The following is a 23,193-nucleotide window of genomic DNA, read 5'->3' as shown; positions in this document are numbered from 1 at the left end:
TATGCGGCTAGAACCCGTAGAGCGCCACGATGCTGTCGGCCGCCGCCCGGCGCACGGCCGAGGGGTACTGTTTGCGCGACTCCGCCAGCGGCACAGGCTGTCCCAGCGGGCTGGCCGCATCGATCACCACGGCCGATCTCTGGCCCAGCATCCGCACCAGTTCCGGCAGGTCGTAAAGCTTCAGCGCGCCCGGCACCACCTGCTCGAAAAGACCGCGATGGATGCGGGCATCCACCACCGCCTGGTAAGAGAGCAGCGAGCGCTCCAGCGCGATCTTGCGCAATCGCGAGTCGAGCACCGCCGCATGCAGCAGCGGCACGCCGCCCGCCTCTACACCCACTCCGTATAGCCGGCTGGCATCCACCTCGGGCCGCGCGGACAGTACATCCAGCCCACGCGAGATGTCGGCGGCCCTCTGGCCGGTGAGTGTCGATCCGGTCATGATCGCAGTCATGCCACTGTTCCAGTCGCCGAAATAGCGGAACCAGTCGGAGCCGTTCTGGAACGCCGAAATCCGCGTCTCGCCCAAGCCCCGCGCGTCTATCGAGAGGACCACGTGCCCGGCCTTCACCAGTGCCTCCAGATCCGCCACCCGCGCGGCTTTTCCCGCGCCGTCGACGTACAGTACTCCTGGATGCCTGCCACCGCCCTCCGGCACAAACAGCAGGGCCGGAATCACGATGCCGGGCTCAGTCTCGTAGACCAGTTTTTCAATGCGATAGCCGCTGCGCGCCAGCGTCCCAAACGGCTTCACCGAAAGTGCTCCGGCAGGCTGGTGGTAGTCGATGAGCTTCGCGATCTGCTCCGCCGTGGCCTGGCCGCGCTGGAACTGCTTCGCGCGCTTCTGGTTCAGCGTAGTGACGGTCTCGCCGCCCAGCGAAGTGGCCACCTGCCCGGTAGGCGTGCAGTAGAGCTCCTCCTCGCGCAAAGGCAGCACTTCCTCTTCCAGCCCGGAATGCTCCGCTTTCTTCAGCCACTGATCAAACCAGGCATAAGCGGCCAGCCGCCGCGGCTTCGTGAAGCCGTGCCCGTCGTCTGCCTGGAAGAAGCGCATCCTGTCGCCCGCGCCCAACCGGTCGTAGGCGCGCGTGGCGTCGGCATTGGTCTCCCTCGCTCCCGTAATGGAGAAGAAGTCGCGGATCGCCGAAAGCTGCAGGTAAGGCTTAGGCGCGAACGCCAGCAGGAAGTCCTCATGATCCAGGCCATCGGAAATCCAGTTGGGGATGCACTGCTCGGCATCCTGCGGTCCGATGGTCTCCAGCAGGCGGCGCCAGGAGGTGATATAGCACGACGGAGCAGCCACCTGGATGCGGTCGTCCAGGGCGGACAGATACGCGGTGAGCGTGCCTCCGCCGGAGTTGCCGCTGCATGCGACGCGCTTCGGATCCACCTCCGGGCGCGACAACAGGTAATCCAGCGCACGCATGCCGTCCCAAATGTAATACTGCGCCAGCGCATCACCCACCAGCAGCGTCTGGATGCCGAGGATCGTGTGCTCCAGCGTGGAGCTGAAGACCTTCGATGCGTTGAAATCGGGGTCGTAAAGCTGGACGCGCTCCCCCTGGCCCGGACCGTCCCACGCCAGCCCAACATAGCCGTTGCGCGCCAGTGTCACCAACATCTGCTGCCAGGCGACGTGCGCCTTCGCTCCCTCCTCATGACCCAGCGGATAGAGCACGGCCGGATACGGGCCCTTCCCGCGCTTGGGCAAGTACAGGTTGGCGGTGACGAAAAAGTTGGGCCGGCTCTCGAAGACGAGCTTCTCGATGCGGTAGTCCTCGCGGTCGATCACGCCGGTCACCCGCGCGTTCAGCGGAGTGCGCTCCGGCAACCCGCCGATGCCGCGCAACATGTGTTCCCTCAGATACTGTTTGCGGCCCGCGATCTCGGCCGCGGTCCAGTTCGCTGAAGCGGCGCGGCGCTTGTCCAGCAGGTCGAAGGCCCGCTGTTTCGTGTAGTCAGGCAGCATCGACCGCAGATTGCGGTAATCCGTGTGGTTCGAAAGGAAGTTGAGTTCCGAGGGATCCTGGGCTGCCGCGGTGGCGGCCAGCAGCAAGGCTACGACGATGGTGCGCATGAGCTTCTCTGCAGTGTAGCGCCCCGGTCATGCCGCGGCGGCAATTGCCTTCCAGCCCTCTTCGTCATGCCCGATACACACCGTCTGGCCGCACCGCACCAGCGGCAGGCGCAGCAGCCGCGGGTCTTTCTCAATGCGGGCCAGCAACTGCGCTTCGGACTGCTGGAGATACTTCAGGCCCGCGTCGACATACGCCTTGCCCTCGCTGTCGAGCAGGCCGTTCAGGGTGAAGCGCTGGATGAAACGGCGGATCTCGCCCGCGGCCATCGGCTTCACCTTCAGGTCGATCAGTTGGATGTCGATGCGGCGCTCTTTGAAGAAACGCTCCGCCGCGCGGGTGGCTTGCGAGCCCTTGATTCCGAAGATCTGGACGACGGCCATAACTTCTGATTCTGGCAGAAGGACGGCTCCGCCGGATGGCTGTTTCCAGGACCGTGCGCGCACCCCGCCGCGGCACGCTGGCTGGCCGTTTCGCGCCAGTGCGGCTTTTTATATACTGCTGGGCGATCACCATGAACTCGCCCAGCCTGCCCGCCAGCGAATATGACACTGTGGAACTGCGAACCGGCCGCCTGCATAAGATCCGGCGCTCCGAGGCGCGCACTCTGGGTGAGGAAGACCGGATGGTGCCGGTAGTGAAATGCTACTGCCGCTCGCACGATGTGTTGACGGCGGCGGACGCCGAACAGCAGCGGCGGCCCACCTTTGTCTTCCCCATCGTGTTCTTCGCGAATCTGGTCGGCCTGATCGGGCGGGAACTCGAGGGCCGCATCTACTCCGACAGCACGAGGCGGCGCGTCATGTTCTACCTCGATCTGAAGGAACACGCCGGCTTCCAATTGGAGGAAGGCGACCGCGACCTGCACAGCCCGTGGTACGACGACAGCGTGCTGAAGGAGTAGGCTGTCTTCCTCGATCACCTGGCCGGCTTGCGGCCCGCTGGAACCGTCGCCACCGCTTCCACCTCCAGCATGTAGCCTTCACGGAAAAGCGCAGCCACTCCCACCAGCGTGCTGGCCGGTGGATGCTCCTTGTTGATATAGCGGTCGCGGACTTCACGAATCACGGGCAGATACTCCGGCTTCAGGTCGCGAATATACCAGTTCAATTTGACGACATCCTGGAAGCTGGCTCCGGCAGCAGCCAGGTTGGCCTTGATGTTCTCGAAGACCTGCTCGGTCTGCGCCTTGATGTCGTCCTTGCCCACCATTTGCCCCGAGGCGTTGTTGGCCACCTGGCCCGCCAGGAAGATCAACTTCCCGGGGCTGGTGACGACGACGTGGCTATAGCCGTTGCCCGGAGCCACTCCGGCGGCTTTCGGAAACTCGGTCTGGGCCGGCAGGATGCTTGCCGCGGCTGCTAGAAGAAAGGCCAGGGTTTGGTAGCGCATCCCTTCCAAGATAGCTGGTGCGGATCCGTGACATGGGTCAACACCGCGCGCCCGCAGGTGGTACCGCTGCGCATCGTGCCGGAAGCACAAACCTCGTGGAAACTTGCCCTCCACACCGCTTCAACTCGCAAATTCCTTTAAACCATTGATTATAGTAAAGATACCATCGATATTAATGAAGTGTAATTAATTGTATAGATAAATACCTTTTTACCCGATACGCAATGTAGGCAGTATTTTCGGCCAGAGCCCCTCCTGCTTCAAAGGAACCCGTATCTATGATGAGAGCTGTTCACACGGCCTTCTCGACGCCCGCCATCGGCCTCACGCTCGCCCTGGTTCTCTTCAGCGCGCCCGGTTTGGCGCAGCCCAGAACACAGGCCGTTCCCAACATGGGGCAGCAGATCACCCCGCTGGCGCCGCACGGTGCGCGATTCGAACCCCTCAGCGCCGACTTTCCCTACGATCCCGCCTTCCCGCCCGGACAGGCCTGGCTGGTCAGCCATGCCGTCACCACAGCAGTGAGCCCCGACCACAAGACACTGCTCATCATGACCAGCGGCTACAATCGGGTCTCCAATACGCACTATTTACCTGAACCCCCGCCAGTCACTACGCCGGCGACCCCGCCCACTCCCACCTGGATGGCCAACTACTCGATGGAGTACATCTTCGTCTACGACATCTCCACCCCGAAGCCCTTCAAGAAGCAGGTGCTGCTCGTTCCTTACACGTACAACGGGCTCGTGTTCGATCCCTCCGGCAATGCCTTCTACATTTCCGGCGGACCCAGCGACTACGTCTTCATTGCCAACCGCAACAGCGACGGAACCTGGTCCAACAAGTTCACGCCGCTGCCCTTGGGCCACAAAGGTGTTGGCAACGGCCTGGCTGTGCCCCCCGGCGCCCCGCCTGCCGCCATCAATGAGCGTGTCTCCGTGGTGCCCTGCGCCGCTGGCGTCGCCATTTCCAAGGATGGCCAGACCCTCGTCGTGGCGAACTACTACAACGACTCCATCAGCGTCTTCACCGGCGGCCTCGGCAAATGGGCCCTCTATCGTGAACTCGATCTGCGCCCGGGCAAAACCGACCCGTCGCAGGCCGGCGTACCCGGAGGTGAGTATCCTTTCTGGGTCTCCATCAAGGGCAGCGGCGCCGATGCTATCGCCTACGTTTCCAGCATTCGCGATCGCGAGATCGTCGTGGTCAAGCTGGCTGGCGCGCCGGAACTCTTCAACCCCGCCGGCCGGCCCACCATCATCACGCGCATCCCCGTAAAGGGACAGCCGAACAAGATGACGCTGAACGCGGCCCAGACCTTTCTCTATGTCGCCGAAGACCAGGCCGATATTGTGGACATCATCGACACGGCCACCAACACTGTCGTCGAATCCATCCCGGTCATCGCCACGAACGTCCCCGCCGCCCTCGCTCAATACAAGGGTGCAAACCCCAACAGTGTGACGCTCTCGCCCGACGAGACCCGGCTCTACGTCACCAACGGCAATCTCAACTGCATCGCCGTCATCGCCCTGGGCGGCAACAATAGCGGCGACAAAGTAATCGGCCTCATCCCCACGGGCTGGTATCCCAATTCGGTGAGCCTCAGCGGCGACGGCCAGACCGTATACTCAGTGAACGGCAAATCCCCCACTGGGCCCAATCCGGGCTGGTGCTACGGCGGCTACGGACCTCCCGGCTGGCCCACCTGCCTGGACACGAACGAGTACAACCCGCAACTCACCAAGGCCGGCTTCCAGAGCTTCCCGCTGCCTGCGCAGGTCGCCCTGGATACCCTCACGAAACAGGTAGCTGAAAACAACCGCTTCTCCGCCACCAGCAGCCCGGAAGACGCCGCCATCATGGAGGCTGTCCGCAAAGGCACCAAACACGTGATCTTCATCATCAAGGAAAACCGCACCTACGACCAGATCCTGGGCGATCTCGAGATCGGCAACGGCGACCCGGACCTGACGGAGTTCGGCGAGCAGGTCACGCCCAACCAGCACAACCTCGCGCGCAAGTTCGTCACCCTCGACAACTTCCTCGATACCGCCGAGGTCAGCTACGACGGCTGGCTCTGGACCACCTCGGGCCAGGCCCCGGACGTCGTGCAGCGCCAATACCCCATTGCCTATGGTTACCGCGGCCTCAGCCTCGATTCCGAGGGCACCAACCGCAGCGTGAACGTGTCGATTCCCTCCCTCGCCGATCGCAAGGCCGCCAATCCGTTCACGCCCAACGATCCCGACATCCTCCCTGGACAGACCAACACCGCCGCGCCGGATGGGCCGGACAACGAAGTGAATACCGGCTATCTGTGGGATTCCGCATTCCGCGCCAATCTCACCGTGCGCAATTACGGTTTCTTTATCGACACTGGCCGCTACAACACGCAGACGTACACCATCCCGCTGCTCACTGATCCTTACTGGGCCGGTACCCGCGTGGCATATCCCTCCAGCGCGTCGCTCGCCCCCTATACGGATCTCTTCTTCCGCGGCTTCGACAACGCCTTCCCCGATTACTACCGCTTCAAGGAGTGGGAGCGTGATTTCGACTCAGCTTACGCCAAGGGCGGCCTGCCTTCCCTCAGCCTGGTCCGCTTCATGCACGACCATACCGGGAACTACGACACCGCCATCGAGGGCGTGAACACACCCGAAACGCAGGTCGCCGATAACGACTACGCGGTCGGCCTACTCGTCGAGAAGATCTCCAAAAGCATCTATGCCGATGACACGCTCATCTTCATCATCGAAGATGACGCCCAGGATGGCGGCGACCATGTCGATTCCCACCGCAGCACCGCCTTTGTGGCTGGCGCCTATGTGAAGCAGGGCGCCCTCGTCTCCACTCAATACAACACCATCGATTTCCTGCGCACCATCGAGGAAGTTCTTGGCTTGCCGCCGATGAACCTCAACGATGCGCTCGCCAGGCCGATGGCCGACATCTTTAACACCAAGCCCAGTTCGTGGAGCTTCAGCGCCGCTCCGGCGCCCATGCTCTACAACACCAGGCTGCCGCTGCCGCCCAAGCCCGCCGGCCTGGTCATCCCCAAGCCTGCTCACAAGGCCTCCTATTGGGTGCGCGCCATGAAGGGCATGGACTTCGAATCCGAGGATCGTGTCGATCCTCAGGTATTCAATCAGATTCTGTGGAAGGGTCTCAAAGGCAATAAGCCCTATCCGGCCTCACCCACCGGCCGGGACCTGCGCCAGAACCGCAAGGAACTGCTCGAGCGTTACCACCAGTCCATGAAGTAACCGTCTCCCCAACCCTCGGAGAGCGGCCGAACCCACGCGCGGACATCGTTCCGTGCGTGGGCACCGTGCCGCCTTCCGGCACAATTCAGACAACCGTCTTCCGCCAACGTCTCCTCCTGGTGAAATATGAGAACCATCTTTGTCCGACTCGTCGCGCTGACCCTCCTCTGCGCTCCCTTTGCCGCGGCTCAAACCGCCGATGACACCAAGCTCCGGCAAGTCATCATTTTTGGACGGCATAGCGTGCGCGCTCCCGTCGCCCCCAACTCCTTACTCGACACCTTCTCCGCCAAGCCGTTCCCCGTGCCCAGCGTGGGCACCGGCATCCTCACGGCCAACGGCGCGAAACTCGAGAGCCTCCTCGGCGCCTACTACCGCCTGTGGCTCACGAAGGAGGGTCTCCTCACCGGCAACGATGAAGCCGATGCGGCTTCCGTCTACTTCCGCGCCAATACCCTGGAACGCACCCGCGTCACCGCGCAGTCCTTCGCTACCGGCCTGCTCCCCGCCGCGGCCGTGACCGTCAACACCTATCCCGACGGCCAGAGCGACCCGCTCTTTGACCCCATCGGAGCCGGGGTCGCCCGCCTCGATCAGAAGAAAGCAGTCCAGGCCGTGAAAGGCCGCCTCGGCGGCGATGGCCAGCTTGTGACCACTGCCTACGCCCCGGAACTCGCGCTGGCCCGTTCCGTCCTACTCGGCTACCCGGCCGGCCAGACGCCCCCACCCGCGGCGCCGAAAGGCGTCATCGATGTCACCGCTCTGCCCATCGAGATCACGGCCGGCGCGCCGGTCAATATCGGTGGTCTTTCCCCCATCTCTGGCGCTGTCGATCCGTTCATCATGCAGTACGCCGACGGGCTGCCGCTCTCTGACGTGGCCTGGGGCCAATTGAACATCGACGGTATCGGCCAGACCGCCCGTCTCTACATGCTGGCCATCGACCTCAGTTTCCGCACGCCCTATCTGGCGGGTGTGCAGAGCTCCAATATGGCTTCCCACGTGGTGCGCTCCCTGCTGCAGGCGGCCACCGGCACCCCTACGCCTGGCGCGCTGGGTGATCCCTCCACCAAGCTGGTCATGCTGGTCGGCTCCGACGTCAATATCACTGGGTTTGCCGGGCTCCTGAACCTCGATTGGATCCTGCCCACCTATCAGCCCGACTTCTGCCCGCCCGGCGGCGCCCTGGTTCTGCAACTCCGTCAGTCGCAGGGCACCGGCGAGTACTTTGTCCGCGCCTCCTACATCGCCCAGACGCTCGACCAACTACGCAACCGGACGCCTCTGTCGCTCACCACGCCGCCGGCCACCGCCCCCATTTTCATCCCCGGCTGCAGCACCCGCAACGCCACCAACGACTGCGCCCTCGCCGATTTCGTCTCGGTAGCGAACCGCGCCATCGTGCCACACTTCGCCGATCGCCTGAATTGATCTCGCCCCCCCGGGGCTAACCAACTGCCAGCCGCGAACGGCGCCGGGGCCAGGACCGCAACTTGCATGGCGCGCCCATGCCTCCTCGGCACTCTGGCCCCGAGCGTCCACGACATTCGCTCCGCCTCAAACCCCGCCCGGGACCACTCCGGTCGCCACACCGCGACCGTCTGCGCAACCGTCTCCCAGCCCGGCGCGAAACCGCAGGTGCCGCTTCCGTGTTACCTCCACCAATGGCCGCCAAACGCCATGTACCCAGTGCTGCCCGATCAGGAACCTCCATAGCCAGTTCGAGCGCTTGTACAGGTAGGACATTCCCAGGTACGGCCCCACGGCCCGCCAGTCCGCCGGCCTCCGACGCCAGATCGAAGTGTGCGAGAACAACCGCTCATACATCCACGCATAGCCCCGCTCCAGCTCCTCCGGAGTCATATGCTTCGGACGGAACACCGCGTGCGCCGTGTCATAACGGCCCCAGTCCCGGTGCAGCAATCGCCCCTCCGCCTCCATCTGCCGGAACAGCGGAGTCGCCGGATACGGCGTCAATATATGGAAGGTCGCGCACTCCAGCCGGTTCTCTTCCACCCACTCCGCCGTCCGCGCAAATACGTCTTTGCGGTCGTGATCGAACCCCAGCACGAACGACCCATTCACCTGGATCCCGACATCGTGCAGGATCCGCACCCTCCGCGCATAGTCCTCTGCCTTGGGCGACTTCTTGCGAGCCTCCGTCAAGTTGGCGTCGGTGAGCGATTCGAAGCCCACAAACACGCCTGTGCAGCCGGCGAGCGCCATCTCGCGGATCAGCCCCGGTTCATCCGTCACATCGATCGACACGGCCGCGCTCCAGATCTTCTCCAGCGGCCGCAACGCCTGGCACAGCGCCCGCAGATAGGCCCGGTTCGAGCCCAGGTTGTTGTCGACGAACACCGCATAGGGTTGCCCGTCCGCCACAAACTCCGCCGCGATCTGCGCCGGATCCCTCATCCGGTACGGCATCCTCAAACCATCCGTAGCCAGGTAACAGAACCCGCACCGGTTGTGGCACCCGCGCGTCGCGATCAGGCTGGTCGTCGTCAGGAAACTGCGCTTCGGCAGGATCGAGCGCCGAGGAGCCGGATCCTCGCGGTAGTCGCTGTCATAGGTGGCTGAGTACTCCGGCCGCAGGCAGCCCGCCTCAACGTCGGCCAGAATCCGCGGCCACAGCCGCACACCATCGCCCAGGGCCAGCGCATCCGCGAAGGGAGCGCACTCTTCGGGACAGGACAGCACATGCAATCCGCCCAGAATCACTTTGCACCCGCGCTGCCGGTACCATCGGGCCAGGGCAAAGGCGCGCTCGGCGAAAGTCAGGTGGACGCTGATCCCCACCACCTCAGGCAGAGGGTCGAAAGGCGGCCGGCCATCCAGTAGATTCTCGTCCCAGTACTCCACCCGCCAGTGCGCCGGCGTCGTGGCCGCGAAGCTGGTCAAAGCCAGCGAAGGAGTGAGCACATGCTTCCCGAAGCTGGCATGCGGGTCCTTGGGATAGAACGGATTGACCAGCAGAGCGAAGCGCGGCAGCACGGGTCCGGTCTGGACTGCCGGGTCTAAGTAGGGTGCCCGCGTCATCTCCAAGGGCAGCCATCGTCGTCGAGGAGCCTGCATCCAGGGCTGATCGGCAGTGATCATAGAAAGTACTTTATAATGCAAAGTACACAAAGTCAAGAACAAGCAAATCGCGCCGGCAAAAAATCTGAAAAATGCAAAGCGAGTGGTAAGCGACTGTGTGCCGAGCAGAAAGCGGATTTATTCCACATGGCCTTCGGCAGAGCCACGGTGGATCGCTCCGGCCTATTTCCGGAGTTTGTCCGGCACTACTTACGGCTCATCCCCGTCACTGCTTCTTTGGCGGTGGCGCCTGCACATAGGATGACTCCTTCGGCTGTTCGTTTGCAAACTGGTCGTCGTCCTTCAAGTCTTTCTTGAGCCGGTAGAGTTCCTTCTTCAACCGCGCTACCAGTTTCTGCGCCTTCGGCTCAGTGTAGATGTTGTGCATCTCCGCCGGGTCCGCTTTCAGGTCGTAGCACTCCCACTGATCCTTCTTCCAGTAGTAGATCAGCTTGTGCGTGTCGGTCCGGACCCCGTAATGTGCGCGCGTGTTGTGATCGCCGGGATCGTGATAGTAGCGGTAGTACATCGAGTGGCGCCAGTTCTTCCGCGTCTTCCCTTGCCAGACAGGCAGGAAGCTGCGCCCTTGCATATCGCCCGGCGTGGGTTGGCCGGCGAGATCCAGGAACGTCGGCGCGAAGTCGCAATTGATCCCGATTGCTTCCGAGGTGCTGCCCGGCCGGATACCGGCGGGCCACCGCACCAGGAACGGCATCCGCAGCGACTCTTCGTACATGAACCGCTTATCGAACAGGCCGTGCTCGCCCAGGAAGAAACCCTGATCGCTGGTGTAGATCACCACCGTGTTCTCTGCCAACCCGTTCGCGTCCAGGGAGTCCAGCAGCCGGCCCATGTTGTCGTCCACGCTCTGCACGCAGGCCAGGTAGTCCTGCATGTAGCGCTGGTATTTCCAATCTTCCAGTTCCCGGCCTCCGAGCGTCCTCTTCACGCCGTCCACTTCGATCTCGACTTCGGTAGGCTTCGCCATCATCCACTGGCGCAGGTCGCTCCCGGAGAGCCCGGCAGGCGGCTTCAACTTCAGGTCATAGCGCGTCAGGTCGCGGAACACCGACTGCTGCTGTTCCCGTAGCGCATCGGTCCGGCCGGCGTAGTCGTCGCGGAGATTGGCCGGTGCTGGGATACGGAGGTTCTCGAACATCTTCCGGTGCTTCTCATCGGGCGTCCATTCACGATGGGGCGCCTTGTGGTGGCACATCAGGAAGAACGGCTTGTCCTTGGGCCGGTTCTTCATGACATCCATCGTGATGTCGGTAGTGATGTCCGTGGCATAGCCCTTGTACACAGCGGAGCCGTCTCTGTCGTAGAAGGTCGGGTTGTTGTAGACGCCCTGTCCCGGCAGGATATTCCAGTAGTCGAAGCCCGTGGGGTCGCTGCCCAGGTGCCACTTGCCCACCATGGCCGTGTAGTAGCCGGCCTTCTGCAGCAGTTTGGCCACGGTGGGTTGTGCCCCGTCGAACCGGTTGAACACGGGCACGCCGTTCAGGTGGCTGTACTTGCCGGTGAGGATCGTAGCCCGGCTGGGCGTGCAGATGGAATTGGTGGCAAACACCCGATCCATGCGCATGCCTTCCCTGGCCAGCCTGTCGAAGTTCGGCGTCTGGTTCACCTTGCTGCCATAGCAACTGATCGCCTGCGAGGCATGGTCGTCCGTCATCACGAAGAGGATGTTGGGCCTGGACGGCGCGGCGGATGCGCCCCGTGCGAAACTGGCGAAAGGACGGCCGGCAAGCAACGGCAGGGCGAGCATGCTGCGACGAGGGATGCTGGGCATGGTGATTTTCAGCATACACGTGCGGCCACCGGCTGAGGGGAGCTCTGAGGAGGAGCCCACGGCCAAATGACGGAACTTCCTGTCTCTCCCCGCGTATCTACCTTCACACCACGTCAAAGCCAACCATGACCCCCACCAAGATCCTCACTCCTGCCGCGCGAGCCATCGCCTTGGTAATTTTGCCCCTGGCTGCCTTCGCCCAGGCCCTCCCTGCTCCGGCCTCCATTGACGCGGAAGCCCGCAAGCTCATGGAGAAGACCCACGCGCGCGGCCTCGCCCTCTCCGTCATCGATCACGGCAAGGTCACCTACACCCAGACCTACGGCATCCGCAACGCCAAGGGAGATCCGCTTACGCCCGACACCGTCATGTACGGGGCATCCCTCACCAAAACCGTCTTCGCCTACACCGTCATGCAACTCGTCGACCAGGGCAGGCTCAAGCTCGACACCCCCATCAAGAGCTATCTCGACAAGCCTCTTCCGGCTTACGGCCCCGACCCCGTCTTCCCCGACAAATACGGCCCTTATAAAGACCTCGCCTCCGACCCCCGCTGGGAGAAGATCACGGCCCGCATGGCCCTCACCCACTCCATCGGGTTCAGCAATTTCTATTTCCTGGAACCCGACCAGAAGCTGCGCATCCACTTCGAGCCCGGGACCCGCTACAGCTACTCCGGGGAAGGACTCATCCTGCTCCAGTCCGTCATCGAACGCGGCAGCAAAGACAAGGGCCTTGGCCTCGATGTGGGCGAACTCACCCGCGCCAACTTCGACCGGCTGGGCATGACCCGCACCAGCCTCGTCTGGCGCAACGACTTCGCGGCCAACCTGGCCGACGGCTGGAACGACCAGGGCAAGCCCGATGAACACGACCAGCGCAGCAAGGTGCGCGCCGCCGGTTCCATGGACACCACCATCTCGGATCTGTCGAAGTTCGTGGCCGCCCTGGTTCGCGGGGAAGGCCTCAGCGCCGCCGCCCGGTCCGAAATCACGAAGCGCCAGCTCCACATCACGACGGCCCACCAATTCCCCGCGTCGCAACCCGACCTGCCGGCCGCCAAACAACGCAAGGATCTCTACGCCGGCTTGGGCGTGGTCGTCTTCGACGGGCCCCAGGGGCATGGCTTCTTCAAAGGAGGCCACAACGAGATCACAGCCAATACGATGGTTTGTCTCGAAGCCAGCCAGCGCTGCGTTCTCATCCTCGCCAATGACGTCCGTGCCGAAGCCGGCTTCGCCGATCTCGTCCTCTTCATCCTCGGCAACACAGGCGTCCCCTTCGACTGGGAGTACGGCGACTATGCCGGCAAGTCCTAACCCCGCGCAAGGCGGCTGCAGGGCTTCTCTCAACCTGCCGCCAGCCCCCGGACCACTTCCAAATGGGGCCCCAGCAACTCCGCCCGGCCGATCTGCCCGTACCGCAGCCGCACCGTCCCATCCGCCAAAACCACCCTCAGTCGGGTCACTCCCAGATTCGCGAAGAACGTCCGTAGCCAGGGCACCAGGAAGTTGTTCGAAGCCTCGGCCGATCCCGGACCATACAGCCGCCCCGCCGCCACGATCACCGTCACGCGCGTGGCCGCCAGCGTCCCCCTGGGCCCCTCCCCCGTCACCACAATCGTCTCCCCGAACCGCACAACCTGATCCACCCATAGCTTGAAGCTCGAGCTTGGACCCCAGTTGTGCATCGGCAGCCCGATCACACACTCATCCGCTGCCAGCAGCTCCCGAGTCAGCATCGTCGAGAACCCCAGGAGGGCCTCCTGCTCCGCGGTTCGCGACTCCTTCGGCGTCAGATTCGCCAGGATCCACTGCTCATCAATCACCGGAACCGGCGTCTGCGCCAAGTCCCGCGAAACCACCGTCCCGCCGGGATGAGCGCTCCGCCAACGCTCCACGAACTCGCGCGTCAATTCGCGAGAGACAGACCCTTCGCCCATCGGGCTCGAGTCGATATGCAGCAACGCCGGTTTTCCGTTATCCATGCCGCTAGAATATTCAACCTTATGGTTGATTGTCAACCCATCGGTTGAATGATTACAATCGAAACGTTGAAGGTAACACCATGACCCGGACCGCCAAGCAGGAAGACAGTCTGGATCTCATCTTCGGCGCGGTAGCCGACGCCACCCGCCGCTCCATGCTCCACCGCCTGCGCGACGGAGCCCTGACCATCACCGAACTGGCCGAGCCCTACGACATGAGCCTGAACGCCGTCTCCAAGCACGTGAAGACGCTGGAGCGTGCCGGCCTCATCCGTCGCAGCATTCAAGGCCGCGAGCACTCCTGCCGCCTGGAAGCAGCCCGTTTCGACGAAGCAATGACCTGGATGAGCTATTACTCCGAGTTCTGGAGCACCCGCCTCGACGCCCTCGAAGCGCACCTGATCTCGAAGCGCAAAAGAGCCTCGCGATGACCACCCAAACCGTCACCATCCGCCGCACCCTGCAAGCCTCCTGCGAAGAGGTCTTTGACGCCTGGCTCGACGCCGAAGGCATGCCCCTCTGGATGTGTCCCGGTCCGGTCACAGCCAGCGAAGTCGAACTCGACCCCCGCGTGGGCGGACGCTTCCAGATCGTCATGATCGCGGCGCAGGCGCGCTTCGTGAACACAGGAGAATTCCTGGTGCTCGACCGGCCCTCCCGGCTCCAGTTCACCTGGATCTCCTCCCGTTGGGATCAGCAGGAGACGCTGGTCACCATAGAGCTCCGGCCCCGGGGCGGCCAGTGCGAACTCATCCTGACGCACGAGCGCTTCCCCGAGACCCACTCGTCCGCACAACTCACCGCCGGCTGGACCAGCATCCTGGAGAATCTCCAACTCCACCTCGAATCCGGTCCGCGGCTCCGGCCATAGAGGCCGAGCGCCCGGGACGGCGAGGCCCGGCAACCGCTACCGGAGGAACTCCACCATCCGCCGGTTGATCAGCGCCGCCTGCACCACATGCAGATCGTGGCCCGCTCCCGGCACCACCTCCGACGTCACCATGGGCGCCACCCGTCGCATCCGCCGCACCGCCTTCTCCGCCGGATAGATGGTCTCGTGCTCGCCCACCAGAAACAGCATCGGCACGCGCAATCCAGCCCATTCCGCATCCTTCACGACCGGAGGAATCGGCGTCTTCCGCGGCTGCAGCTTCCGCATGTTGATGAACAGCTCCACCATCGTCTCCTGCAGCCATTGAGGATCCACGCGAGCCGCGTCCGCAAACATCCAGTTCGCCAGCCTGGGTAGGTACCGGTCGGCGGAAATTACCACCAGCACCATCCGCAGCGCAAACTCCAAGTTCAACCGGTAGACCGTTGCCGCAGGAGCCAGCAGAACCGCCTTCTTCACTCGCTCCGGGTGCCGCAGCGCATACTGCGCCGCCAGCGCGCCCCCGTATGACATGCCAACCAGGTTCACTCCATTGTGCAACTCGAGGGCCGTGAATAACTCATCCAGCCAGGCCATCTGATCGCCCAGGTTCTGGAACGGCTGCTGGCAGGTGCTGCGTCCCAACTCGCCCAACTGGTCGACAGCGTAGGTGCGGAACTCCCCGGAAAGGGCCGCGACGTTCTGTGCCCACATCAGGGACGTTGCGCCTGTGCCAGGCAGCAGCACCAGCGGAGGCGCGCCCGGCGGACCGCTGATCCGGACAAAGGTGGAGCCTTGCGAGGTGCGCGCCCTCCTCGTGTCAGAATCCAGAGGCCACTGTTTCGCGGCGAGAGCATCATAGTGGGCCAGATACTCTTCTTTGTCCGCCGCGGATCGATACGGATAGAAGTCAGGGACGCCCATCTCCTCTCTCCCGGGTTACGGAGCAGGAGCGCACCCGCACCGCCCGTCCCGGAATGACTCGCCGCCGGCTCCTACTGACGCCACGCGTCGAACCCGTCCCCACTCGCTATCCGCAAACAACTCATTCAGCCATCGGCGTGCCCGGCCGGGACCAGGCTGCACGACCACGCGCCGGCTCTCTCACTCTTCAGCGGATTAGACACGCCCGGGCGGGCGAAGTTCCGGGTGTGCCGGCTCCGGAGGGCTCCGGGGTGAGTTTGTTGATGACACGTGAGCGGTGGGTCGGGTGGCTGGGTTGGGAGGAGGGTTTAGTGGAACTGCCTGCTCGGTGGTAGCGCGCGGGCAGCCCGTCGCTGGCGCTCCGGGACTGGGGATGGGGGACTCCGGTGAGGATGCATGGGTTGGGGGATGCGCGGTTGGGTTGGTTGGGGCGTTTCGTGGGGTTGTCCGCTCCCTCACGGTCGCGGCTCTACTTGTGGTTGTACTTGCGGCTGCACAGGGCTTCGGGCGATTTCCCGGTTCGTTGGAGATGGGTGACTCTTTGGCGGACGCGCTGGCGATCGTGATCGTGGACTGGTTGGTGGAGAGTGGGTTTGTTCCCTCAAAATTCGTGGTGGGTTGGGTGGTTGCGGTCTCGGGGGGAGCCTGCGTGCTGGGGGCCAGGAGTTGGGTGAGGTGGTCCAGGCCCGCTGGTTGGGAGAGGATGGCGCTTTCGACTCGGTGGAGGCGCATCTGGATCCAACCGGAGTAGCGATTGAGGGCCTGGATGTAGCCGTGCTGGCGGAGGACCCAGTCGTGGGCGATGTCCTCGTTGCCGCGGCCGTACTCGAGACCGGCGTTGAAGAGGGCTCGTTCGCGGCTCTCGTGGATGACGAGATGACCCTGGAGCATGTGCCACTCGTAAATAAGGGCACGCAGGGTTGGTTCGGTCAGGTGCTGGGTGCGGCCGTCGGCGATGGCTCGGAAGTGAGCTTCGAGGCGAGGCGACATGCGGTGGTCTTCGCTGTAGGCTCCGGTGCGTCGGGCGTTGGCGGAGACTTTGGCTTTGCCGGCGGCGGTGCGCGGGCCGGTGGATTTTTGGGCATTGGCCCGGTTGGCAGCGAGGCGCTTTTCGGAGATTTGAGTGGAGGGCATGGGTGGGGCTCCTTGCACTTCACTGCACCTGTTGAATGGGGTAGAGGCGCTGGACGAGGCGGAGTTCGGCTGAGAGGGCGCGGTGGCGGCGCCAGTAGCGCTCCTCCAGCTTTAGGGCTTCGAGGAGGGCTTTGCGTTGAGTGGGGTCCATGGTGTGGAAGGCCTGCCAGGCGTGGACTCCGGGGCTGGCTTTGGGGACCAGTTCAATGGTGTTGTCCCACTGGCGTTGGATCTGGAGGGTGAGGGCATTGGCTTCGAAGGAGGCGTAACGTTCGGCGCGCCAGATGCATTCGGCCATCCGGTCGGCCAGGATGTGCTGATAGGTGGTGGCTGGTTTGAACTGTTCGTGGACGGCGGCACGAATCTTTTTGTAGTAATCCTTGCGTTCGACGAAGGTGGTGACGCTGGCGGCTTTGGCGCCGGTGAGGATGCCATCCTCGGCGACCTGGGCGTGGCGGCTGAGGAGGTCGATGTCGGGGAAGGCGCAATCGACTGGTTCGGAAGTAATCATATGAAATGTCCTCTATAACCAGTTTGGTTGGGGTGGACCTAGGATTTAGGAGATGGAGGTCTGTAATCTGTTGATTGCAGAGGAGAAGATTTTTGTTGAACTGGCGTCATCAAAGAAGCTTAATGTGCGGAAACGGGGGGGGATGTTGCGGGGGTGGCGGAGTCTCAGGGGAAGGTGGAGGGTGGGCGGCAGTCTTGCGACGTGAGGCTGATGATGTTTCGTGAGGTGGGCTGTCCGGATTCGAATCCCGGCAAGATGGCGATTCGTCCCAGTGGCCATTTCGATGGATTGAATGCTTACTTCCGAGTACGCCGTCGCAAGAGGGTGGGTGTGATGGGGTCCTGTATGTTATTGCATCCAAGCCCGTTGTTAGACAGGCAGAAGACTGGCGGGCTACGGGCTATCTGGTCGGCTGACCTCCTCGCCATCGCCGAGTTGCGTGGCGAGATGGCGTGCGGGAAGGGAAGTGCGATGTTGAGGGTCTTCCGACTGCGGTCGTGCGCTTTTGGGTGAGAACCTCCCAAATCGTCTCCTTGGGGAACCCTGTGGGCGGTCTATCCGATTCGATAGGGGCTCACGCGCAGGATAGAGTCTCCCAATCGAAGCGTTGGGCCCAAGTCACTGAACCGCAATGGGTTTCGGATTGGCCGCCGGACTGCACAGTCAATCGGTAGAAGGAGATTATGATATGAAGACCCGATTCACTTTGGCGATCCTTGCAGCGCTGGCGATCGCACTGACTCAGCCCTCGTCCGCTTTCGGCCGGTCGCATGAACTGAGCATCCTGACGGGCGCCTGCGCGCACGGAGCCAGCGTGGACACTCGTTCTACCACTTCCGTTTCGGCTGGAGCCAATCTGTCCATTCAGTTCGACTATGCACTTCGGTTCAAGCAAAACGAGACGGGCACGTTGTACCTGGAGGTGCCTGTCGCGTGGACGATGAAAGCCGATGTTCGCATCAGACAAGATAGCATCAACGCTTCCGCCAGCCACCTGTTCCTTACACCCGGAGTGCGGTACCAGTTTGCACCCGCTTCCCGTTTCCAGCCCTATGTCGCTGCCGGATTCGGATTTGGCTGGTTCGACGGAGCAAACCTGGTGGTTTCGTCCTCCCCGAGCCTGAGCGTCATTCACGGGATCAAGCCGGCCACGTCGTTCGGCGGAGGCGCGGAGATTCGCATCCATCGCGGATTCGCCCTCCGGGCCGAGGTTCGCGATTACGTTGCGCTGTGCGACAAAAGTTCCGGCAGAAACAACGTGGTCTTCCAGGCTGGGTTTGGCTTTCACTTCTAGCCTCCCCGGCTCGAACCGAGGGCTTACGCGCGGGGCCGCCCGATACGGCCCCGCAGATTCAGGTTGCGAATGAGGCGGTGCAGGTAGTTCGGGTGCAGCTTCAACTGCCGCGCCGCTTCGGTGATGTTGCCGCCGGCGCGTTCAATCGCAGCAAGGATCAATTCGCACTTGTCGTGCTTCAGAGTGCCGTGATAGCCGTCGGCGGAAAGCGACCCGGCTGGCGCACCTTCCAGGATCGCTTCCGGCAGATCTTCGGCGTCAATGAGTTTGCCCTCACCCACGACGATCGCGCTTTCGATGGCGTGCTCCAATTCCCTGATATTTCCTGGCCAATCGTAGTTCATCAGGCAGGCTTGGGCGCGGCCGGAGATACCGGAGATCCTGCGGCTCACGGCCCCAGCGCGTTTTTCCAGAAAGTAGTTGGCCAACAGCGGAATATCCTCGCGACGGTCGCGGAGCGCCGGGAGGCGGATGGCCACCACATTGAGGCGATAGTACAGATCTTCGCGGAAAGTCCTGCCATTGATGGCCGCACGCAGATCTCGATTCGTGGCGGCCAGAATCCGGATATCCACGCGAATGGGCCGCGTGCCGCCGACGCGCTCGAACTCGCGCTCCTGGAGCACGCGCAGCAGCTTAGTCTGAAACGTCGCCGGCAGATCACCCACTTCATCCAGGAAGACGGTGCCCTGATCGGCGACCTCGAGTTTCCCTCGCTTCTGCGTCACGGCCCCGGTGAACGCTCCCCGCTCGTGTCCGAACAGTTCGCTTTCTAGTAGGGATTCAGTCAGCGCAGCGCAATTGATGGCCACAAAAGGAGCATTTGCTCGCGGACTGTTGCGATGGATGGCACGCGCGACGAGTTCCTTTCCAGTACCGGTTTCGCCCAGGATCAGGACCGTTGAGGAGGCAGGCGCGACGCGGGCGATGAGGCGATAGACCTCCTCCATTGCCGGGCATTCGCCCACCATCTCGTGGCGTACCCGGATCTCTTCGGACAGACGGCGATTCTCGTCCGCGACCTGACTGAACTCCAGTGCGCCTGTCAGCGCCGGTCCAGCAATGGCGCCCACGGCGGACGCGAAGCGTAGATGTTCTTCGCGCAACCCGCCCGCGGTTGGTTCGCCATCGAGGTAGATGACGCCAAACGACTTTTCACCATTGAGGAGTGGCGCGGCGAGATAAGTGGTGCCACTGAGGACGGAAGCGCCCTCGCGCAGTACGCGGTCGACAGCGGCGCGGTTGATCTCGACATGGGCGCCGGGGCCAGCGTGGCGGTCGAGCGTAACGATGAGACTGGGTTCCTCGGTGGCAGTCTGGGCCAGTATGAGGGCGGCCCGTCTCGCGGGCACGATCTCGATCAGAGTCTCGAGCAGGTGGCCGGCCAGCGCGGAGACGCCGCGGTTGGCATGCAGCGCCCCCGCCACGCGGAGCAGGGCCTGATATGCCTCGGGCTCGGAGAGCTGGGGTAAAGATGTAACGTGGCCCGGCGGGAGAAATACCGTGGGATTTTCAATCCGATCGGAGCCGAAGTGCACGGAGGGAAGTTCCGGTCTCCCGCCTCGCTCGTTCAGCAGGAAGTGAAATACCGAATGCCCGGCCCTGATCTGGTCACCATCGGCGAGCGGATGGTCATGCACGGCGAACCCGTTGACGAATGTGCCATTGTGGCTGTCCAGATCCCGCAGCCGAAAGTGCCCATCCAAGAACGTGATGCTGCAGTGACGCCGCGAGAGCGATGGATCGTCCAGTATCAGGCGGTTGCCACGGCCGCGACCGAGACTCCACGGCTCATCATCGACTTCGGACACGAGCTCAAAGACGTGGCCGCGCATGGGTCCCTCGAAGGCAGCCAGGCGCGCGTGCGCATCAGAAGCCGGTTGCGTCAATGGTCCTCTCCTCGTTCGATGCCACTGCCATCCATTTCACTTCGGGCCAAGCGCGCATCGCGTCCACCAGATCTCTCCGAACCTCGCCGATGCGCGGCCGGTCTTCACGGCGTTTGGCAAGACATCGGTCGAGAATTGCGTTCAACCTCAAGCTGGCCGCATCTGCCCCAGGCAGCCGGTAAGACTCATAAAGCGTGGCGTGAAGCAATTCCTGAAACGACTGACCCACGAAGGGCCGGCGGCCCGTGAGCGCCTCCACGACCAACACGCCCACCGAAAAGGTGTCGGTGCGTTCGTCGACCTCCTCGCCCAGCAACTGCTCCGGAGACATATATCCCAGCGTCCCCACAACGGCGCCAGCCATGGTGAGCGAGGTTGTTGCCCTGGCATCAGAGAAGCAAATCTTGGCGAGGCCGAAATCGAGGATCTTCAGCAACTCGGCGCCGTCGCCGAGGCGTGCGATGATCAGGTTCTCGGGCTTGAGGTCGCGGTGCACCACGCCCGCCAGTTGGGCCGCCTCCAACCCGGACATGAGCTGATCGAATCGAGCGGCGGCGAGTTCCGGCTTCAGCCTGCCCGCGCGTTGCAGTTCGGCGCGCAGGGTGATCCCTTCGATCATTTCCATCACCAGGTAGGCGCCGTCGGAACCTACGCCCCCGAAATCGTAAATGGCGACGATGTTTGGATGGCTGAGCCGCGCGACCGCCCGCGCCTCGCGTTCGAAACGGCGCAGCGCGGCGGGGTTGCCGAAGAGGCTACCGGTCATCAGCTTGACCGCGACTGTACGGCCCAATCGCAGATCGGTGGAGCGGTACACCGCGCCCATTGCGCCGGTCCCGATGCGGCGGTCCAGGCGGTAGACACCGTCCACGATACGCTCCACTGGAACGGTGAGTTCCAAGGCCGCGCCATCGAAGCCGCACTGATTCACGGATCGATCAAAGCAGGTTCCGCAGCGTGGGCACTCCTGCAGCAGATTGATTTTAGTGCCGTCCAGATGCGCCAGCACATTGCGCTTGATGCGCGCCTCGCGCCTGACGCTTTCCCGCAGGGCGATGTTCTCATAGACCACGCCGATTTGACCGGCGATGGCTTGCAGCAGATCGCGGTCGGCGGCAGTATAGGGAGACTCGGAGAGCTTCTCACCGAGCATCAGGATGCCCACCAGCCGTCGATCGATGCCCATGATGGGCACCATCAGGCGTACGCCCAGTTCCTGGAAATACTCGGCGCCGTTCATGTCCGGATCCCCCAAACCGGAGACCGGGAATTCTCGCGGCCGAGGACTCTCTTCCAGTAATCGGAGGACGCCGCACGTCGCGCTGACGCGCAGTTCGGCCTCCACGCCCGCGGAAGAATGGCCCAGCGAGAAATCGCCGCGCCTCTCGCTGCGGCAGAAGACCAGAACGCGAAGCGGGTGCAAGGCTTCTTCCACTTTGACGGAGACGAGCTTCGACACATCGCCAATGGAGTCGTGATGCCCAATCTCCTCAACCAGGGAGCGCAGGATTTTCTCCTGACTGTGGGCCTCGCGAAAGAACCGCCGATCCACGGCAAGCAACAAGGGGCGCCGGTAGAGCAGTCCCAGAATCGCCACGGCCATGAGTGCCAGCGAAACGTGGCTGCCAAAGAACAGGTCACGAACGGTGAGCCGCGGATCCCATGCGGCGTGAGCGAGGATCAGAACGACGGGCAGGGAGATGGCGGCCTGCAGGACGCGCTTGGCAAAGAGGTACTGAATACTTCGCCGGATGGCCAGGTGGATGTCGAGCAGGCGGTGCTGTAGCACGCCGTAGCCGATGGTGGACGACACCGCCAGGCCGACAAAACCGAAGGAGAGTTCTTCCCCTGGGCCTAGCCACTCCTGAGTGGGTCGACCTGTCAACATGAACGCCGACGCAACACCGTACAGCACTGCCAACGGCACGATTGCGAGCACGATGCCGAGCATCGCCCACCGAATCCGGCGACGCAGATCCGGCTGCTTCACAGCGCGATAGTTGCGGAGAATCACGACCGCGATGGCGACTAGAAGCAGCACGTTCGCGCTCTTCCACCACACATGCGGGATGCGCGATGACCACAACATCGGGGCCGCCAGCCAGTGCGATGCGGGCACCGCCAGTTCGGGGCTGAGCGAACTGAATATGCGGTTGGGCAACTGCGACAGCCACTGAGCGGTGACGGCCGCGCAGACCAGGATGCGCGTGTAGCGCCACCACGCCCGCGCCGGCACAACTGCCGGAAAACGCTCCGCGAACAGGAAACCCGTGACCAAGGGCAGCGGATCGGCCAAACTCAGAAGCGCCATCGTGAACCGCGGCAGGGGATCGAGGAACCACATCAACACGGCAAGAATCCGGAAGAAGTGCATCGCCGCCAGAGCCAGGAACGACAGACAGGCGAACTGCACCGTGCGGTCGCCGGGCCTGGATAGCCCCATCATCATGGCAACCACAAGGCAGGCCACGCCGCCCAGCAACTGCAGCGGGAAGCCCCAGTACACCGGCCCGCGGGCGGGCGAGTTGGCGATGCGCAATGGAAGGTCCAGTGGTTGCCCCTGCCGTACCACCGTGAGCGTGTAGGGGCGGTCGTGTGGAGCAAGCAGCAGGAGGTGGTTGAGGAGCCAGGCCGGGCCGTAGTAGCCGTTGACCTTGCGGATGATATCGCCGACGCGAAGCTTGCCATCCACCGGGCCGCCCGGGGCTACGGCCGTTACCACGATGGAGTCGTCGCGTGTTTGTCCACCGAACCCATAGTCCTTACCGGTCTTGGCATGCTGCCAGAGTTGGACGCCTGTGATCGCGAAACACAGGGTCAACGCCACGCCGCACACGATCACCCACCAGTAGAAAGATGGCCTGCGAGACATCCACCACTATTATGCGTCGAGAATTAAGTATGTTTGTATCTGGATATCTGCAAAATACCGGTTGTTGAAGCGGGCCGACGGGTGCGGCCGGCCCGCTCGCGG

The 23,193-nt window shown here is 63.1% G+C and carries 18 protein-coding genes; 7 read left to right on the top strand and 11 right to left on the bottom strand.

The window, feature by feature from the left end; translation table 11 throughout:
- Positions 1–7 precede the first annotated feature (7 nt).
- On the bottom strand, positions 8–2,077 hold the full coding sequence (locus ACR9Y2_RS01235; RefSeq protein WP_435039201.1) for an alpha/beta hydrolase family protein: 2,070 nt from the start codon (positions 2,075–2,077) through the stop codon (positions 8–10).
- 27 nt (positions 2,078–2,104) lie between these two features.
- Positions 2,105–2,458, bottom strand: coding sequence for an ArsC/Spx/MgsR family protein (locus ACR9Y2_RS01230; RefSeq protein WP_435039200.1), 354 nt, complete (start codon positions 2,456–2,458; stop codon positions 2,105–2,107).
- 35 nt (positions 2,459–2,493) lie between these two features.
- On the opposite strand from ACR9Y2_RS01230, the gene ACR9Y2_RS01225 reads away from it, so the two are divergent.
- On the top strand, positions 2,494–2,979 hold the full coding sequence (locus tag ACR9Y2_RS01225; RefSeq protein ID WP_435039199.1) for a hypothetical protein: 486 nt from the start codon (positions 2,494–2,496) through the stop codon (positions 2,977–2,979).
- Between the two features lie 14 nt (positions 2,980–2,993).
- Here the strand turns inward: ACR9Y2_RS01225 and ACR9Y2_RS01220 are convergent, their stop codons facing one another.
- Positions 2,994–3,467: a RidA family protein gene (locus tag ACR9Y2_RS01220; RefSeq protein WP_435039198.1), complete on the bottom strand. Its 474-nt coding sequence runs from the start codon at positions 3,465–3,467 to the stop codon at positions 2,994–2,996.
- Between the two features lie 278 nt (positions 3,468–3,745).
- On the opposite strand from ACR9Y2_RS01220, the gene ACR9Y2_RS01215 reads away from it, so the two are divergent.
- Both ACR9Y2_RS01215 and ACR9Y2_RS01210 read left to right on the top strand, forming a co-directional pair.
- Entirely contained in the window at positions 3,746–6,736 is a 2,991-nt protein-coding gene (locus ACR9Y2_RS01215) for a hypothetical protein (RefSeq protein WP_435039197.1), read from the top strand.
- Between the two features lie 126 nt (positions 6,737–6,862).
- On the top strand, positions 6,863–8,167 hold the full coding sequence (locus tag ACR9Y2_RS01210) for a histidine-type phosphatase (protein WP_435039196.1): 1,305 nt from the start codon (positions 6,863–6,865) through the stop codon (positions 8,165–8,167).
- 126 nt (positions 8,168–8,293) lie between these two features.
- On the opposite strand, the gene ACR9Y2_RS01205 is transcribed toward ACR9Y2_RS01210, so the two are convergent.
- Both ACR9Y2_RS01205 and ACR9Y2_RS01200 read right to left on the bottom strand, forming a co-directional pair.
- Positions 8,294–9,838 (bottom strand): B12-binding domain-containing radical SAM protein, encoded by a 1,545-nt coding sequence (locus ACR9Y2_RS01205; RefSeq protein WP_435039195.1) that lies wholly within the window; start codon positions 9,836–9,838, stop codon positions 8,294–8,296.
- Positions 9,839–10,043: 205 nt separating this feature from the next.
- Positions 10,044–11,609, bottom strand: coding sequence for a sulfatase family protein (locus ACR9Y2_RS01200; protein WP_435039194.1), 1,566 nt, complete (start codon positions 11,607–11,609; stop codon positions 10,044–10,046).
- Positions 11,610–11,734: 125 nt separating this feature from the next.
- On the opposite strand from ACR9Y2_RS01200, the gene ACR9Y2_RS01195 reads away from it, so the two are divergent.
- Positions 11,735–12,928, top strand: coding sequence for a serine hydrolase domain-containing protein (locus ACR9Y2_RS01195; protein WP_435039193.1), 1,194 nt, complete (start codon positions 11,735–11,737; stop codon positions 12,926–12,928).
- Positions 12,929–12,957: 29 nt separating this feature from the next.
- Here ACR9Y2_RS01195 and ACR9Y2_RS01190 read toward each other — a convergent pair whose 3' ends face one another.
- On the bottom strand, positions 12,958–13,596 hold the full coding sequence (locus ACR9Y2_RS01190) for an FMN-dependent NADH-azoreductase (protein WP_435039192.1): 639 nt from the start codon (positions 13,594–13,596) through the stop codon (positions 12,958–12,960).
- 80 nt (positions 13,597–13,676) lie between these two features.
- Here ACR9Y2_RS01190 and ACR9Y2_RS01185 point away from each other — a divergent pair, with 80 nt between their 5' ends.
- Entirely contained in the window at positions 13,677–14,027 is a 351-nt protein-coding gene (locus tag ACR9Y2_RS01185) for an ArsR/SmtB family transcription factor (RefSeq protein ID WP_435039191.1), read from the top strand.
- The gene (locus tag ACR9Y2_RS01180) at positions 14,024–14,467 is read left to right on the top strand and encodes an SRPBCC family protein (RefSeq protein ID WP_435039190.1); all 444 of its coding nucleotides are present in this window, start codon (positions 14,024–14,026) and stop codon (positions 14,465–14,467) included. The genes ACR9Y2_RS01185 and ACR9Y2_RS01180 overlap by 4 nt, the downstream gene beginning before the upstream one ends.
- Positions 14,468–14,503: 36 nt before the next feature.
- Here ACR9Y2_RS01180 and ACR9Y2_RS01175 read toward each other — a convergent pair whose 3' ends face one another.
- From ACR9Y2_RS01175 to ACR9Y2_RS01165, 3 genes are all read right to left on the bottom strand, one after another.
- Positions 14,504–15,391, bottom strand: coding sequence for an alpha/beta fold hydrolase (locus tag ACR9Y2_RS01175; protein WP_435039189.1), 888 nt, complete (start codon positions 15,389–15,391; stop codon positions 14,504–14,506).
- A 195-nt stretch (positions 15,392–15,586) separates the two neighbouring features.
- Positions 15,587–16,525: a hypothetical protein gene (locus tag ACR9Y2_RS01170; RefSeq protein WP_435039188.1), complete on the bottom strand. Its 939-nt coding sequence runs from the start codon at positions 16,523–16,525 to the stop codon at positions 15,587–15,589.
- Between the two features lie 19 nt (positions 16,526–16,544).
- Positions 16,545–17,036 (bottom strand): hypothetical protein, encoded by a 492-nt coding sequence (locus ACR9Y2_RS01165; protein ID WP_435039187.1) that lies wholly within the window; start codon positions 17,034–17,036, stop codon positions 16,545–16,547.
- A 688-nt stretch (positions 17,037–17,724) separates the two neighbouring features.
- Between ACR9Y2_RS01165 and ACR9Y2_RS01160 the strand changes: the two genes are divergently transcribed.
- Complete coding sequence (locus ACR9Y2_RS01160) at positions 17,725–18,330, top strand: outer membrane beta-barrel protein (protein ID WP_435039186.1); 606 nt, start codon at positions 17,725–17,727, stop codon at positions 18,328–18,330.
- 23 nt (positions 18,331–18,353) lie between these two features.
- Here the strand turns inward: ACR9Y2_RS01160 and ACR9Y2_RS01155 are convergent, their stop codons facing one another.
- On the bottom strand, positions 18,354–20,219 hold the full coding sequence (locus ACR9Y2_RS01155; protein ID WP_435039185.1) for a sigma 54-interacting transcriptional regulator: 1,866 nt from the start codon (positions 20,217–20,219) through the stop codon (positions 18,354–18,356).
- Positions 20,200–23,091, bottom strand: a complete 2,892-nt coding sequence (locus ACR9Y2_RS01150; RefSeq protein WP_435039184.1) for a protein kinase domain-containing protein — start codon at positions 23,089–23,091, stop codon at positions 20,200–20,202. Before ACR9Y2_RS01150 ends, ACR9Y2_RS01155 begins: the two co-directional genes overlap by 20 nt.
- Between the last annotated feature and the right edge of the window lie 102 nt (positions 23,092–23,193).

This window comes from Paludibaculum fermentans (assembly GCF_051172195.1).
GTDB lineage: Bacteria > Acidobacteriota > Terriglobia > Bryobacterales > Bryobacteraceae > Paludibaculum > Paludibaculum fermentans_A.
Note: the sequence above shows the minus strand (reverse complement) of the source record. Positions and strands in the feature narration are given on the sequence as shown.